The following is a 14,913-nucleotide window of genomic DNA, read 5'->3' on the forward strand; positions in this document are numbered from 1 at the left end:
CAGAAAACAGGGCGTGATAAACGCCCTGACATGAAAATTAACGCAGAGAGGTTTGTCGATAGGCGTAGATATCACCCTCGGGTACAAACTCTAGCCGATGGGTAATGCAGCCCGGGGCATCTTCGGCGTGATGAGAGACAAACAAAAGCTGAGTTTCACCTTCACCGATCAGGACATCCACAAACCGACGGATCAGTTGACGGTTGAGCGGATCTAATCCTTGCAACGGTTCATCAAGGATCAGCAACGTAGGATGTTTCACCAGTGCACGAACAATCAATGCCAGCCGCTGCTGCCCCCAGGAAAGACTATGAAATGGCGCATCCGCGGTACGTTTATCGATGCCCAGAATATCCAGCCACTGTTGTACCAGCTTGTGCTGCCTGTCGGAGACGGCCTGATAAATGCCGATTGAATCGAAATAACCGGAGAGAATAACGTTGCGAACTGTCGTACTTACCCGGTAATCCAGATGCAGGCTGCTGCTGACATAGCCAATGTGTTTTTTGATATCCCAGATAGTTTCACCGCTGCCCCGGCGGCGGCCAAACAGGGTCAGGTCGTTGCTATATCCCTGGGGATGATCGCCGGTGATTAAACTGAGCAGGGTTGATTTCCCCGCACCGTTGGGACCGATGATTTGCCAGTGTTCCCCCGGATTTACCCGCCAACTCAGATGATGCAGGATAGGGCGATCGTTATACGAGACGGTGCCGTCGTTAAGCACAATGCGCGGCTCGTTATCTGACAACGTGTGGCGCACCGAAGGCTCATCCGGTTCGGGTAACTGGATGCCTTCCAGCCGTTCGCTATGGGCAAGCTGAGCGATTAATGCCTGTTGCAGAAGGTCTGTTTTTGCGCCGGTTTCCGTCAGCGTGCAATCGGCAAGCACGCCGGCAAACTGCACGAACTCGGGAATTTCATCAAAGCGGTTTAGCACCAGCACCAGCGTTAAACCGGCCTGGTGCAACTCAGCGAGCAAATCTGCTAACTGGCGGCGGGACGCGACGTCCAGCCCGTCAAAGGGTTCATCAAGGATCAGCAAATCTGGCGTGGACATTAATGCCTGGCAGAGCAGAGTTTTGCGGGTTTCACCGGTGGAAAGGTATTTGAAACGCCTGTTGAGCAGGGCAGAAATGCCAAACTGCTGCGCCAGCGTAGCGCAGCGGGCGGGGTCGTGAACCTCATCCTGAATGATTTCTGCGGTGGTGCGCCCGGTGTCGTCTTCACCGGGACTAAGAAGATCGGTGTTGTTTCGCTGCCACTCGTCGCTGACCAGCTTTTGGAGCTGCTCAAAGGAGAGTCGGGTAATACGTGTGAACTGGCAGCGGCGTTCGCCTTTCAGGAGCGGCAACTCGCCCGCCAGCGCGCGGGCCAGCGCAGATTTCCCACTGCCGTTAGAGCCAACAAACGCCCAGCTATCACCCGCGTTTAACGTCAACGCATCTAACTGGAGCGTTTTTGTGTCGCTAAGACGAAACGTGCCTTGCGAAATTTGCAATGATGACATTTTGTATCCCATTATTTGCAGCGATGAATAACAGGGATACGTGTTCTTCAGGCTGATGTCAATTAACTCAGCACAGTGTGGCGATAATCACTCTGTCCGCATTAAAATATGCTGTGACGTTAGCGCCTTCCGTTAATGTGTGGGTCTGCTCTATCGGCAACGTCGCGCACAGCGTCTGGCCGTCTGGCAAGGTCATCAACACTTCACACTGCTCAGCTCCGCGTTCGATATGGCTAATTGTACCCTGCAACTGGTTATCGGCGGCCTGGGCAATGGCGTCGTCCTGAGTGATTCCCACCCACGGCGCTTTCAACAGAATCAGGACTTCTTTGCCTTCTTCAAGCCCGAGACGCTCGCCGCTTTGCGCAGTGATTGCCACTTTCAGGCGCGTTTCGCCATCCGCCAGCAGGACGTCGACATGCTGTTGGACCTGATCGTGGTCGCGGGCGGTAATGGTGCCAAACCACTGGTTACGGGCGCTGGTTTGCAGCGAAAAGCGAGAGATCGCCGCCAGCAGGCTATTGAGTGGCAGGGCATCGTCATCGCTCAAAACATCGAAGGCTTTCTGTTGGATTTGCGCTAATAAATCATACAGCTGGATTAAGCGTTGGCCATAGCGCGTTAACACCGCGCCGCCGCCGCCTTTGCCGCCAGTGGCGCGCTCAACCAGCGTTTGCTCACTGAGCTGGTTCATTTCGTTAATCGCATCCCAGGCGCTTTTATAACTGATACCTGCATCCTTTGCGCCCTGACTGATGGAGCCGGAAAGCGCAATGTGTTTAAGCAGAGAAATGCGACGGGGATCGGCAAACAGTTTTTGCTGAAGTTTCAGCGTAAGAAGGATTTCGGCCTGCATCACAAGCTCCTGGCAAAAGGGGTATTGTGACGGAAAACCGCGCGCGCGCAAAGCCAACCGCACAAAAGGGGAGTGCTTTTCTGTGTTATGTGGTTAGAATACAACTAAGGACTATATCTGGAGTTGACCATGTTAGAGTTATTGAAAAGTCTGGTATTCGCCGTAATCATGGTACCTGTGGTAATGGCCATCATTCTGGGTCTGATTTACGGACTGGGTGAAGTGTTTAACATTTTCTCCGGTATCGGTCAGAAAGACCAGTCCAGACAGAATCATTGATTCCCCAAACGCCCGCTCAGTCGGGCGTTTATATTTTTTGCCTGCCAACTCGTTTTCTCAAGATCTTGCTTTCCCTGCCGATATTTTCTTTGTGTAACCTCTAATTGGTATCAATAACCACTGGGAAAATCTTGATTTACTCGCTATATTTGCGCCTACATAACGAAACGCAAAGGAGTTACAGATGGCACGTACATGGTTACGCTTGTTTGCAGGGGCAACACTTTCTCTTACCGTTGCCGGACATGCGCTGGCGGATGAAGGAAAGATTACCGTTTTTGCAGCTGCTTCGCTGACCAACGCGATGCAGGACATTGCAACGCAATATAAAAAAGAGAAGAACGTTGATGTTGTCTCCTCTTTTGCTTCTTCTTCCACGCTGGCGCGTCAGATTGAAGCAGGCGCTCCGGCCGATCTGTTTATTTCTGCCGATCAGAAATGGATGGACTACGCGGTAGACAAGAAGTCGATTGATACCGCATCGCGTGAAACGCTGCTGGGTAACAGTCTGGTGGTGGTTGCGCCGAAAGCCAGCGCGCAGAAAGACTTCACCATTGACAGCAAAACCAACTGGACCAGTCTGTTGAACGGTGGACGCCTGGCTGTTGGCGATCCAGAACATGTTCCGGCGGGCATTTATGCCAAAGAAGCGCTGCAAAAACTGGGTGCATGGGATACCCTGGCCCCGAAACTGGCTCCTGCTGAAGACGTGCGCGGTGCGCTGGCACTGGTAGAGCGTAACGAAGCGCCGCTGGGGATCGTCTATGGTTCCGATGCTGTCGCCAGTAAGGGCGTAAAAGTTGTTGCGACTTTCCCGGAAGATTCGCACAAAAAAGTGGAATACCCTATCGCGATTGTTGATGGACACAAAAACGCAACGGTTAGCGCGTTCTATGATTACCTGAAAGGACCGCAGGCTGCTGAAATCTTTAAACGCTATGGATTTACGACCAAGTAATGATACTGACCGATCCTGAATGGCAGGCCGTCATCCTGAGCCTGAAAGTTTCTTCCCTGGCTGTGTTGTTTAGTTTGCCGTTTGGGATCTTCTTTGCCTGGCTGCTTGTGCGATGCAAGTTCCCGGGCAAAGCGCTGCTCGACAGCGTTCTGCATTTGCCACTGGTTCTGCCGCCGGTCGTAGTGGGCTATCTGCTGTTAGTCGCCATGGGGCGGCGTGGATTCATCGGTGAATGGCTGTACGACTGGTTTGGCATTACCTTTGCTTTTAGCTGGCGCGGTGCGGTACTGGCTGCGGCGGTGATGTCTTTTCCTCTGATGGTACGGGCAATTCGTCTGGCGCTGGAAGGTGTTGACGTCAAGCTGGAGCAGGCGGCCCGCACGCTGGGAGCTGGACGCTGGCGCGTATTCATGACCATTACGCTACCGCTGATGCTGCCCGGAATTATTGTCGGTACGGTGCTGGCGTTCGCGCGTTCCCTCGGGGAATTCGGCGCAACCATTACTTTTGTTTCCAACATTCCTGGCGAAACCCGCACCATTCCTTCGGCGATGTATACCCTGATCCAGACTCCCGGCGGCGAAAGCGCGGCGGCGAGGTTGTGTATCATTTCTATTGTTTTAGCGCTGATTTCGCTGCTGATTTCTGAATGGCTGGCGCGTATTAGCCGTGAGCGGACAGGGCGATAATTATGCTGGAACTCAATTTCTCCCAGACGCTGGGGACGCATTGCCTGACGCTCAACGAAACGCTGCCAGCCAGCGGCATCACCGCTATTTTCGGTGTTTCCGGCGCGGGAAAAACCTCACTGATTAACGCCATCAGCGGTCTGACCCAGCCGCAGTCCGGGCGTATCGTGCTCAACGGTCGGGTCTTAAACGACGTCGAGAACGGTATCTGTTTAACGCCGGAAAAACGCCGGGTGGGCTATGTTTTCCAGGATGCGCGCCTGTTCCCGCACTATAAAGTGCGCGGCAACCTGCGTTACGGAATGGCGAAAAGCATGGCCGGACAGTTTGACAAGCTGGTGGCGCTGTTGGGTATTGAACCGCTGCTTGACCGTTTGCCAGGCGGTCTTTCTGGCGGTGAAAAGCAGCGTGTCGCCATCGGTCGGGCGCTGCTGACCGCGCCTGAGTTATTGTTGCTTGATGAGCCGTTAGCCTCGCTGGATATACCGCGTAAACGCGAACTGCTGCCTTACCTGCAACGCCTTGCACGTGAAATCAATATTCCGATGCTGTATGTCAGCCACTCGCTTGATGAGATTTTGCACCTGGCAGACAAAGTGATGGTGCTGGAGAACGGGCAGGTCAAAGCGTTTGGTTCGCTGGAAGATGTCTGGGGTAGCAGCGTGATGCACCCCTGGCTGCCTAAGGAACAGCAAAGCAGTATTCTGAAAGTCAGCGTGCTGGAACATCATCCACACTATGCGATGACCGCGTTGGCGCTCGGCGATCAGCATCTGTGGGTCAATAAGCTGGAGCAACCGCTGCAAACCGCGCTGCGTATTCGTATTCAGGCATCTGATGTTTCACTGGTGCTCCAACCACCCCAGCAGACCAGTATTCGTAATGTGCTGCGGGCAAAAGTCGCGCAATGCTATGACGATAACGGTCAGGTGGAAGTTCAGCTTGAGGTGGGCGGTAAGACGCTGTGGGCAAGGATCAGCCCATGGGCCAGGGATGAACTGGGTATCAAACCTGGCCTGTGGCTGTACGCGCAAATTAAGAGCGTATCGATTACCGCCTGATTACAGCAGGTGGGAGTAGATAAATTTAGCGATGCTGTCTGTGGTGTTGTCACCAATCACGATGTTGGCGCGGGCTTTGACCGCGTCATCCGCGTTGCCCATCGCCACGCCGGTACCTGCGGCTTCCAGCATGCTGATATCGTTAAAGTTATCGCCAAAGGCAATCACGTTTTCCATTGACCCTCCCTGTGCTTCAATCCACTGGGTAAGGCGTCGTCCTTTGCTGTTGCCTTTACGGGCAATGTCGACCTGATCGTGCCAGGACCATTCACACTCCAGCCCCAGCTGTTGCTCAACGTACTGGCCAAACTGCTGCAGTTTCGGAATATCTTCGTCGGTCAGGGCAAATTTCCAGACGGCGTTGACGTCATGTGCGGCCTGCGCCAGCGAAGGTACCTGAGTGAAGGTCGGGCGCTGTTCCGGCGGCAGAGTTTGTGCCCAGTTAGCGGTACGCACCACATGCCCGGTTGGGCGCTCATACAGCATGGCCTCATCCACATACATCAGCCCGTGGATCTGATGTTCATCCAGCATTTCGATCAGCTGTAATGCCTGATCTACTGGAAGGGGATCGGATTCCAGTACCTTTTTTGCCTGATAATCATACAAGTAGGTACCGTTACAGCAAATTGCAGGTGTATCCAGCGCCAGTGCCTGATAAAAAGGATGAATAGCAACGTGATGACGACCTGTGACAATGATAAGTTGGTAGCCTGCTTCTCTGGCGCGCGAGAGCGCTTCGAGAGAGGATGGCAGCAAGGTTTTTTTCGGGGTCAGCAGGGTACCGTCTAAATCCAGGGCAATCACGCGTGCGGTCATAGTTTTTTCCAGATTAAGGTTGAGAATTTTGTCTGCTGGAATGGTACACCGAGACGGGAGCCGGACAAAATTCTGAGCCTTAATTAAGCATTCACCGTTAAAAGCGTCTACCTTAGGCGTGTGTCAGGCAATTGCAGCCACCTGCCAAAAAGCAAAGGAGTATTCATGAAGCAAACCGTTTATACCGCCAGCCCTGAAAGTCAGCAAATCCACGTCTGGAGCCTGAATCACGATGGTTCTCTGACGCTGACGCAGGTGGTTGATGTACCGGGTCAGGTACAGCCGATGGTCGTCAGCCCGGATAAGCGTTACCTCTATGTTGGTGTGCGCCCGGAGTTTCGCGTGTTGGCTTATCGTATTGCGCCTGATGACGGAGCGCTGACCTTCGCGGCAGAGTCTGCGCTGCCGGGTAGCCCGACGCATATTTCTACCGATCATCAGGGACGTTTCGTGTTTGTCGGCTCTTATAATGCGGGTAGCGTGAGCGTCACGCGTCTGGAAGATGGCCTGCCGGTGGAACTGGTTGACGTGGTAGAAGGTCTGGATGGTTGCCACTCAGCCAACATCTCTCCGGATAACCGTACCCTGTGGGTTCCGGCGTTGAAACAGGATCGTATCTGCCTGTTTGACGTTAGCGATGATGGCCATCTGGTTGCGCAGGAACCAGCTGAAGTGACTACCGTTGAAGGCGCGGGCCCGCGTCATATGGCGTTCCATCCGAATAAGCAATATGCCTACTGCGTGAATGAACTGAACAGCTCTGTTGATGTCTGGGAGCTGAAAGATCCTTACGGCAAGATTGAGTGTGTGCAGACGCTGGATATGATGCCTGCTGATTTCGCGGATACCCGTTGGGCAGCAGATATTCACATCACACCGGATGGTCGTCATCTGTATGCCTGTGATCGTACCGCCAGCCTGATTACGGTCTTTAGCGTCTCTGAAGATGGCAGCGTGCTGACCAAAGAAGGTTTCCAGCCTACCGAAACTCAGCCGCGCGGTTTTAATATCGATAACAGAGGTAAATACCTGATTGCAGCCGGGCAAAAATCGCACCATATCGCGGTATACGAGATTGCTGGCGAACAAGGACTGTTGACGGAGAAAGGTCGTTACGCGGTCGGACAAGGCCCGATGTGGGTGGTGGTTAACGCTTACTAAAACGCCAGGCGTTATAAACGATCCGCAATCTTGTGAAGATTGCGGATTTTTTTTGCTTATTTAGCAAACGACATGTTTTCCTGACACTTAGCCACAGATGTCCAAAGGCTATCTGTATCATCTGCCCATAAATTAAGTAGAAGAGAGAAGAAACGTTCAGCGGGAGGGGAGAGGATAGCGTCTTTACGCCGAATAACTCCCAGCGTGCGTCTAATCACAGGCTCAACCAGTGGGATCCCTATCAGCGTTGGATGCGGCGTTTGCGGCATTGCTAACCCTGGTAATGCGGAAACACCTAGTCCAGCTTCAACCAGACCCAGCGAAGTGGACAGATGACGAACCTCGTAAAACCAGTTCAATTTCCACGGTTTATCGGCCAAATGTTGTTCAATCAATAATCGGTTACCGCTTGAGGAACGAACGCCTATCAGTTTGTAATTCAGCAATTCTTGCCACTCAACCAACTGCTTATTAGCGAGCGGATGATCGCGTCGACAAGCCAGAACAAACGGTTCATTAACCAGTGGAGTGAACTCGATAGAGGAATTTGTGATGTTGTTCATGTTTATTCCAAAATCAGCCTCATTGCAAAGTACGGATTCCATACAATTATTCGTCCCTTGTTCAATAATTCGCACTTTGATATTGGGATACCGCTCATTAAATTTTCCTATTGCCAACGGCAAGAAATAGAAAACCGCGGTAGGAATACAGGACAGTGTCACTATGCCATGATGATGAACATTCACATCGCTAATATTAAAAATAGTTTCATCTAATGCCCTAATTAATTCTCTGGCTTCAGGTAAAAGCATTTTTCCCGCTTTTGTTAATGTCACTTTGCGAGTTGTTCTTTCAAAGAGTTGAGTGTGTAAATACTCTTCCATCTTTTTAATCCTGCGAGTTAATGCAGGTTGCGTAATATTAAGTAACTTGGCGGCATTGTTAAAAGAATCGGACTCTGCCAGTGTGACAAACGCCTTCATGCTCGATAACTCGTGTTTCATTTTGACTCCGGACTCAATCGGGGAAGACCCTGTCTAAGATGAAAGTGTTCAGTGTATCTGCAATTCATCACTTTTAATTAATAAAAATAAATCACTAATCACGAAAATGAAGTCATTAGTCACCCTAATCATGACATGCAACCATGTACATAGTGGAAATAATATTGAAGAGAGCATTGTCATGAAAAAAATACCTTGCGTTATGATGCGTGGAGGAACGTCCAGAGGCGCGTTTTTATTAGCTCAAGACCTGCCAGAAGAAGAAAAATTGCGTGATGAAATATTGATTGGGATTATGGGTTCTGGCAATGCGTTGGAAATAGATGGCATTGGCGGTGGCAATCCGTTAACCAGTAAAGTCGCGATTATTAGTCTTTCAAACGACCCCAACGCTGATATCGATTATTTATTTGCTCAGGTACTGGTACATGAGCAACGGGTCGATACCACACCCAACTGTGGCAATATGCTTTCCGCCGTTGGGGCGTTTGCTATTGAAAAGGGGTTGATTGCTGCTTCTACGCCGACCACCCGCGTACGCATTCGCAATGTGAACACCAACACGTTTATCGAAGCTGATATACAGACGCCGCATGGTGTTGTTGAGTATGAAGGAACGGCAAGAATTGACGGCGTCCCGGGAACATCGGCCCCTATTGCGTTGACGTTTCTTAATGCCGCAGGTTCTAAAACCGGGCATATTTTTCCGACGGGCCAACACATCGATTATATCAACTCAGTTCCGGTGACCTGTATGGATATGGCGACACCTGTCGTAATTATTCCTGCCGAATACCTTGGGAAAACGGGCTATGAATCAGCGGAAGAACTGGATGCAGACAACGAATTATTGTCGCGCATTGAGTCTATTCGTTTACAGGCCGGTGAAGCTATGGGGCTGGGTGATGTCAGCAATAAGGTTCTCCCAAAACCGATTCTCATCTCTGCACCTCAACACGACGGCGAAATTAATGTTCGTTATTTTATGCCGCACTCTTGCCATAAAGCGCTGGCGATTACTGGGGCGATAGCTATCGCCAGCAGCTGTGTCATTAACGGTACTGTTTCGCGTCAGGTAACGGCGGGTGCGCATTACGGGAATATCACTATCGAACATCCTGGAGGCACTCTTGATATTCATTTAACCAATAAAGGGGATGAACCTGAAACTATCAGAGCTTCGGTTATTCGTACCGCCAGAAAAATATTTGCTGGTGATGTTTTCCTTCCCTGACAGCATTGGCCTCATTTCTCTGCGATCGCAGAAAAACGAAAAATACTGTATTGCCTGTACAGATTATTCAGGATTAATAAATGAACGTTAAATCATTATGGAAGCTAATTTTAATATTAGCGATCCCCTGTATTATTGGTTTGATTCCTGCCCCTGCGGGATTAAGTGAACTAGCGTGGGTGCTGTTTGGTATTTATCTTGCGGCCATTGTCGGACTGGTGATTAAACCGTTTCCTGAACCGGTGGTGTTATTGATTGCCGTTGCCGCCTCTATGGTGGTTGTCGGAAATTTAGGCCATGGCGTACTGAAGACCAGCAGCGTACTGAGCGGTTATGCTTCCGGTACGACATGGCTGGTTTTCTCCGCGTTTACGTTAAGTGCTGCTTTTGTGACGACGGGGCTGGGTAAGCGCATTGCTTATATTCTGATCGGCAAAATTGGTAACACCACGCTTGGCCTTGGCTATGTGACCGTATTCCTTGATCTGGTATTAGCTCCGGCAACACCGTCAAATACCGCGCGAGCGGGAGGAATCGTATTACCCATCATCAATAGTGTGGCGGTGGCGCTGGGTTCTGAACCGGATAAGAGCCCGCGCCGTGTCGGTCACTACCTGATGATGTCGGTCTATATGGTCACTAAAACAACCAGCTATATGTTTTTTACCGCGATGGCGGGAAACATTCTGGCGTTGAAGATGATCAACGATATCTGTCACTTGCAGTTGAGTTGGGGCGGATGGGCGCTTGCTGCAGGTCTGCCAGGACTGGTCATGCTGTTGGCGACGCCGCTCGCTATCTATTTTATGTATCCACCTGAAATTAAAAAGGTTGATAACAAAACCATCGCTAAAGCTGGCCTTCAGGATTTAGGACCAATGAAAGGGCGCGAAAAAATGCTGCTGGGCATTTTCGTTCTCGCATTATTGGGATGGATCTTCAGTAAAAGCCTCGGTGTTGATGAATCAACGGTGGCGATTGTCGTCATGGGTACGATGCTTTTATTTGGCGTAGTCACCTGGGATGATGTGGTTAAAAATAAGGGCGGCTGGAATACATTAATCTGGTACGGCGGTATTATCGGTTTAAGTTCGTTATTATCGAAAGTGAAATTCTTCGACTGGTTAGCCGAACTGTTCAAAAACAATCTCGACTTTGGTAATCACGGCAACGTGGCGTTCTTCGTTATTTTGTTCCTGAGCATTATTGTTCGATATTTCTTTGCCTCAGGCAGCGCATATATTGTGGCAATGATGCCGGTATTTGCCATGCTGGCGAATGTCTCCGGCGCACCACTGATGTTAACCGCGCTGGCATTACTCTTCTCTAACTCCTATGGCGGAATGGTCACCCATTATGGCGGTGCCGCGGGTCCGGTTATTTTTGGCGTTGGCTATAACGATATTAAATCGTGGTGGCTGGTGGGGGGCATGTTGACCTTACTGACCTTTATTGTCCATATCACTCTCGGCGTGTGGTGGTGGAGCATGTTGATTGACTGGAACATGCTGTAAATCATAAACCAGGTTTAAAACTTTTTATTGGCTGTGCGCTTATGTAAGCACAGGACTACGGAGTATCAAATGATTAAGCTGTATGAAAAAGGAATTTATCTCTCCGATAATAATGAAATTGTAGCTGAGGATTCTTTGCCTCGGCATATCTGCAAAGAGGATGCGAAAAAAGGAACTATAGCGTGGTCGATTCTCTCCGCGCATAATACGTCCGGTGATATGAATAAACTTAAAATTAAGTTTGATTCATTAGCCTCACACGATATTACCTTTGTCGGTATTATTCAGACTGCAAAAGCCTCTGGCATGGAACGTTTTCCGCTGCCGTATGTTCTGACTAACTGCCATAACTCATTATGTGCGGTAGGGGGAACTATTAACGGTGACGATCATATGTTTGGTCTGTCTGCGGCACAGCGTTACGGCGGAATCTTTGTGCCGCCACATATTGCTGTTATCCATCAATACATGCGTGAAATGATGGCGGGCGGCGGCAAAATGATCCTTGGCTCAGACAGCCATACACGTTACGGCGCATTGGGTACGATGGCGGTAGGAGAAGGGGGCGGTGAGCTGGTCAAGCAGCTGCTAAACGACACCTGGGATATTGATTATCCTGACGTCGTTGCCGTTTATCTGACCGGGAAACCCGCGGCAGGTGTTGGTCCACAGGATGTGGCGTTAGCGATCATTGGCGCGGTATTTAAAAATGGCTACGTCAAAAATAAGGTCATGGAATTTGTCGGCCCTGGTATTCGTCATCTCTCAACGGATTTTCGCAACAGCGTTGATGTGATGACCACCGAAACCACCTGTCTGAGTTCCGTCTGGCAAACGGATGATGAAACTCGTAGTTGGCTGGCATTACATGGACGTGAACAAGACTATCGCCAGCTCAGTCCGCAGTCGATGGCCTGGTACGACGGTTGTATTTATGTTGATTTGAGTGCGATTAAGCCGATGATTGCGCTGCCATTCCATCCAAGTAATGTCTATGAGATTGATACTCTCAATGAGAATCTGACGGACATTCTCCGGGAGATTGAAGTTGAATCTGCACGTATCGCTCAGGGTAAAGCCAGCCTCTCGTTGTTGGATAAAGTAGAAAATGGTCGCTTAAAAGTACAGCAGGGGATCATTGCTGGATGCTCGGGCGGCAACTATGAAAACGTGATTGCTGCGGCGCAGGCATTACGCGGTCAATCCTGCGGTAATGATGCTTTCTCGCTTGCTGTCTACCCCTCGTCACAACCGGTGTTTATGGATTTAGCGCAGAAAGGTGTCGTTACAGATTTACTGGGCGCGGGGGCTGTCATCAGAACCGCATTCTGCGGTCCATGCTTTGGCGCGGGCGATACGCCAATCAACAATGGTCTTAGCATCCGCCATACCACGCGCAACTTCCCTAACCGTGAAGGCTCGAAACCGGGCAATGGTCAAATGTCAGCCGTTGCGCTGATGGATGCGCGATCAATTGCGGCTACGGCAGCCAACGGAGGATTCCTCACTGCTGCGACGGATCTGGACTGCTGGGATACGGTGCCAGACTATGCGTTTAATCCTGCACCTTATAAGAGTCGCGTATACCAGGGGTTCGTGAAAGGGGCTACGCAGCAGCCGCTCATTTACGGCCCGAACATTAAAGACTGGCCGGAACTGGGCGCATTAACGGAAAATATTCTGCTAAAAGTGGCCTCGAAGATCCTTGATGATGTGACAACAACGGATGAGCTTATCCCGTCCGGTGAAACCTCGTCGTATCGCTCTAATCCACTAGGACTGGCGGAATTTACGCTGTCTCGACGAGATCCCGGGTATGTGGGAAGAAGTAAAGCGACGTCGGAGCTGGAAAAAAGGCGCGTGGAGGGGGGCGACGTCAGCGAACTGGCGTCAGTTTTCGAACGCATCCAACAGATTGCCGGTCAGGAAAATGTGCAACCGTTGGATACTGAGATTGGTAGCATGATTTACGCCGTCAAACCTGGCGATGGCTCGGCGCGCGAGCAGGCGGCGAGCTGTCAGCGAGTGATTGGTGGCCTGGCAAATATTGCCCAGGAATATGCCACCAAGCGTTACCGTTCCAACGTTATCAACTGGGGTATGCTACCGCTCCAGATGGCAGAGCAACCTTCATTTGAAGTGGGTGACTATATCTATATTCCCGGTATTCGCCGCGCCTTAGATGAGTGCAGTAAAGAAATCGAAGCGTATGTGCTTCACGATGATGGTGAGGTGAGTGAAATCAGAGTGTATATGGAAAGCCTGACCGCAGAAGAGCGTGAAATTATTAAGGCAGGGAGTTTGATTAACTTTAATAAGTCGCGTTTGGTGTAACGCTAATTGTATGCCGGAGAGGGCGATTTTCGTCGCCATCCGGCACATTGCCCGGCAGAGCATGAATCTGCCGGGCTTACATCAGAGAATGACGTTTACTGCTTAGGTTCAGCAACCACTTTGCTACCGATACCGCGGTTGTTGTATTCCCACATACGGTTGAAGTTGGTGTCGTTTAGGTTACGCTGGATTTCACCTTTGTCATCTTCCGCACCGGTATTACCGGCAAACGGGCGTTTTGCGATAACGCTGTCAGCCCATGGTTTTGCCATGTTAAAGCCTTCGTTAATCACGCTGTCACGAATCACGACCTGACCGTTAGTGTTGGAATCGACATCCAGAGAGCGGCCTAACTGCGCCACGCCATCGCCACTTGCCGTGAAGCGGCTATTAATCGCCAGGAAACCGTAGTAGATGTTAGACAGGGTAGCCGGTGCGAACACATAGGCTTCCTGCTGGGTACGGGAGTTCACTACGCGGAAATCGGTGTTATCGAACACTACGGCACCGCGACCGGAAACGATATCCACATCGCCCTCAATGTAGCTGTTGGTAACCAGCGTACGCGGTTGACGATCGTTTTCCAGACGGTTTTGTACACCGCTATTGGTCACGAAGAAGGTATTCTGGCGGCCCAGGATATTGACCTTGTTGATCTGCACTTTATCGCCATCAGTACGCAGTGCAACGGCCGGGTGGTTACCCGCATCAACGCTGTCACCCAGGTTGTTTTCGATGGTCAGGTTCTGCAATTGCAACCCGTTGTTTTGCGACCAGACGACAGCAGAACACATCACGCCAATATTCGTGCCGCGTTTGTTCTGACAATTATCAAACATATACCACGCAGGTTTACCCGGCATATATTTACCGGCTGGGTTCACCGTACGACGCCAGTCAGCGGTGCTCATTTCACCGTCAATGGCCTGGCCAATTTTCACATCAAGCGGTTTTTCGCCCATGCCGTACAGCGTCAGGCTACCTGTTGCTGCCGGGATATATACCGTGCCCTGGTACTCGCCTGGCATAATCGCGATGTACTGACGTTTGTTAGTACGTTTGATGATTGCTGCATCAACAGCGGCCTGAATGCTGGTATGGGTGACGCCCTGAGTCCCTGCCGGGCCAACGACGAAGTCAGGCTGTGCAGGCAGAGAAATAGAAGAAGGGCTCCACGGCGAGGTGTTTGGCGTCAGCGCGGAAAAATAGTGCGCAGTAACGAAGTTTTTCGCTTCATTGGCCGACAAAATTGGGCGCGAAGAGGTTCCTGGCGCGGTTTGATCGGAAGGAATTTGATCGGGCGGCGTAGAGCTACAGGCGGTCAGCGTCACGCCAAAAGCCATTGCCAGCGCCAGACGGGAAACTGATGATATGTTCACAGGTTGCTCCGGGCTTTGAAAGTTATCCATTAAAGCCTGCTTTTTTATACTAAGTTGAGCGAAACGGGAAGGCGAAAAGGTAAAAAGTTGTTTTTTATCGCAGCAATGTCTG

13 protein-coding genes are annotated in these 14,913 nt (G+C 50.7%); 8 read left to right on the forward strand and 5 right to left on the reverse strand.

The genetic code is table 11. The annotated features are described in order from the left end of the window. Window positions 1-37 precede the first annotated feature (37 nt). On the reverse strand, window positions 38-1,510 hold the full coding sequence (gene modF, locus OGY71_RS19200; protein ID WP_003831463.1) for a molybdate ABC transporter ATP-binding protein ModF: 1,473 nt from the start codon (window positions 1,508-1,510) through the stop codon (window positions 38-40). Between the two features lie 67 nt (window positions 1,511-1,577). Then, window positions 1,578-2,366 (reverse strand): molybdenum-dependent transcriptional regulator, encoded by a 789-nt coding sequence (gene modE, locus OGY71_RS19205; protein ID WP_003831465.1) that lies wholly within the window; start codon window positions 2,364-2,366, stop codon window positions 1,578-1,580. Between the two features lie 129 nt (window positions 2,367-2,495). Here modE and OGY71_RS19210 point away from each other — a divergent pair, with 129 nt between their 5' ends. The 4 genes from OGY71_RS19210 (at window position 2,496) to modC (ending at window position 5,353) form a co-directional block, all read left to right on the forward strand. Then, on the forward strand, window positions 2,496-2,645 hold the full coding sequence (locus OGY71_RS19210; RefSeq protein ID WP_003023026.1) for an AcrZ family multidrug efflux pump-associated protein: 150 nt from the start codon (window positions 2,496-2,498) through the stop codon (window positions 2,643-2,645). 184 nt (window positions 2,646-2,829) lie between these two features. After that, window positions 2,830-3,603 (forward strand): molybdate ABC transporter substrate-binding protein, encoded by a 774-nt coding sequence (modA, locus tag OGY71_RS19215; protein WP_003831470.1) that lies wholly within the window; start codon window positions 2,830-2,832, stop codon window positions 3,601-3,603. Beyond that, window positions 3,603-4,292 (forward strand): molybdate ABC transporter permease subunit, encoded by a 690-nt coding sequence (modB, locus tag OGY71_RS19220; RefSeq protein WP_008784169.1) that lies wholly within the window; start codon window positions 3,603-3,605, stop codon window positions 4,290-4,292. Before modA ends, modB begins: the two co-directional genes overlap by 1 nt. Before the next feature lie 2 nt (window positions 4,293-4,294). Then, complete coding sequence (modC, locus tag OGY71_RS19225; protein ID WP_003831474.1) at window positions 4,295-5,353, forward strand: molybdenum ABC transporter ATP-binding protein ModC; 1,059 nt, start codon at window positions 4,295-4,297, stop codon at window positions 5,351-5,353. On the opposite strand, the gene OGY71_RS19230 is transcribed toward modC, so the two are convergent. Further along, a complete protein-coding gene (locus OGY71_RS19230; RefSeq protein ID WP_003831476.1) occupies window positions 5,354-6,172 on the reverse strand; it encodes a pyridoxal phosphatase in 819 nt (272 codons plus the stop codon). Window positions 6,173-6,337: 165 nt separating this feature from the next. Here OGY71_RS19230 and pgl point away from each other — a divergent pair, with 165 nt between their 5' ends. Beyond that, the gene (gene pgl / locus OGY71_RS19235) at window positions 6,338-7,333 is read left to right on the forward strand and encodes a 6-phosphogluconolactonase (RefSeq protein WP_020996535.1); all 996 of its coding nucleotides are present in this window, start codon (window positions 6,338-6,340) and stop codon (window positions 7,331-7,333) included. A 56-nt stretch (window positions 7,334-7,389) separates the two neighbouring features. Here pgl and OGY71_RS19240 read toward each other — a convergent pair whose 3' ends face one another. Further along, window positions 7,390-8,340: a LysR family transcriptional regulator gene (locus OGY71_RS19240; protein ID WP_149335605.1), complete on the reverse strand. Its 951-nt coding sequence runs from the start codon at window positions 8,338-8,340 to the stop codon at window positions 7,390-7,392. A gap of 181 nt (window positions 8,341-8,521) precedes the next feature. Between OGY71_RS19240 and OGY71_RS19245 the strand changes: the two genes are divergently transcribed. The 3 genes from OGY71_RS19245 to OGY71_RS19255 all read left to right on the forward strand — a co-directional run bounded on the left by OGY71_RS19245 (window position 8,522) and on the right by OGY71_RS19255 (window position 13,422). Then, window positions 8,522-9,574: a 4-oxalomesaconate tautomerase gene (locus tag OGY71_RS19245; RefSeq protein WP_063940674.1), complete on the forward strand. Its 1,053-nt coding sequence runs from the start codon at window positions 8,522-8,524 to the stop codon at window positions 9,572-9,574. 80 nt (window positions 9,575-9,654) lie between these two features. Next, window positions 9,655-11,088 carry an anion permease gene (locus tag OGY71_RS19250; protein ID WP_267440464.1) on the forward strand — a complete coding sequence of 478 codons (1,434 nt, stop codon included), beginning with the start codon at window positions 9,655-9,657 and terminating at the stop codon, window positions 11,086-11,088. 69 nt (window positions 11,089-11,157) lie between these two features. Further along, window positions 11,158-13,422, forward strand: a complete 2,265-nt coding sequence (locus tag OGY71_RS19255) for a hydratase (protein ID WP_267440463.1) — start codon at window positions 11,158-11,160, stop codon at window positions 13,420-13,422. Between the two features lie 95 nt (window positions 13,423-13,517). Here OGY71_RS19255 and OGY71_RS19260 read toward each other — a convergent pair whose 3' ends face one another. Continuing rightward, complete coding sequence (locus OGY71_RS19260; RefSeq protein ID WP_286613553.1) at window positions 13,518-14,801, reverse strand: putative acyl-CoA thioester hydrolase; 1,284 nt, start codon at window positions 14,799-14,801, stop codon at window positions 13,518-13,520. Window positions 14,802-14,913: the final 112 nt, after the last annotated feature.

Origin of the sequence: Citrobacter sp. Cpo109 (assembly GCF_030332565.1) — a bacterium.
Taxonomy (GTDB): Bacteria; Pseudomonadota; Gammaproteobacteria; order Enterobacterales; family Enterobacteriaceae; genus Citrobacter; species Citrobacter portucalensis.

Excerpts from the sequence above, each read along its gene's own strand:
- OGY71_RS19250 (WP_267440464.1), top strand. The coding sequence starts at position 9,655 with ATGAACGTTAAATCATTATGGAAGCTAATTTTAATATTAGCGATCCCC.
- modE (WP_003831465.1), bottom strand. The coding sequence starts at position 2,366 with ATGCAGGCCGAAATCCTTCTTACGCTGAAACTTCAGCAAAAACTGTTT.
- OGY71_RS19245 (WP_063940674.1), top strand. The coding sequence starts at position 8,522 with ATGAAAAAAATACCTTGCGTTATGATGCGTGGAGGAACGTCCAGAGGC.
- modB (WP_008784169.1), top strand. The coding sequence starts at position 3,603 with ATGATACTGACCGATCCTGAATGGCAGGCCGTCATCCTGAGCCTGAAA.
- OGY71_RS19230 (WP_003831476.1), bottom strand. The coding sequence starts at position 6,172 with ATGACCGCACGCGTGATTGCCCTGGATTTAGACGGTACCCTGCTGACC.
- pgl (WP_020996535.1), top strand. The coding sequence starts at position 6,338 with ATGAAGCAAACCGTTTATACCGCCAGCCCTGAAAGTCAGCAAATCCAC.
- OGY71_RS19255 (WP_267440463.1), top strand. The coding sequence starts at position 11,158 with ATGATTAAGCTGTATGAAAAAGGAATTTATCTCTCCGATAATAATGAA.
- modC (WP_003831474.1), top strand. The coding sequence starts at position 4,295 with ATGCTGGAACTCAATTTCTCCCAGACGCTGGGGACGCATTGCCTGACG.
- OGY71_RS19240 (WP_149335605.1), bottom strand. The coding sequence starts at position 8,340 with ATGAAACACGAGTTATCGAGCATGAAGGCGTTTGTCACACTGGCAGAG.
- modA (WP_003831470.1), top strand. The coding sequence starts at position 2,830 with ATGGCACGTACATGGTTACGCTTGTTTGCAGGGGCAACACTTTCTCTT.
- modF (WP_003831463.1), bottom strand. The coding sequence starts at position 1,510 with ATGTCATCATTGCAAATTTCGCAAGGCACGTTTCGTCTTAGCGACACA.
- OGY71_RS19210 (WP_003023026.1), top strand. The coding sequence starts at position 2,496 with ATGTTAGAGTTATTGAAAAGTCTGGTATTCGCCGTAATCATGGTACCT.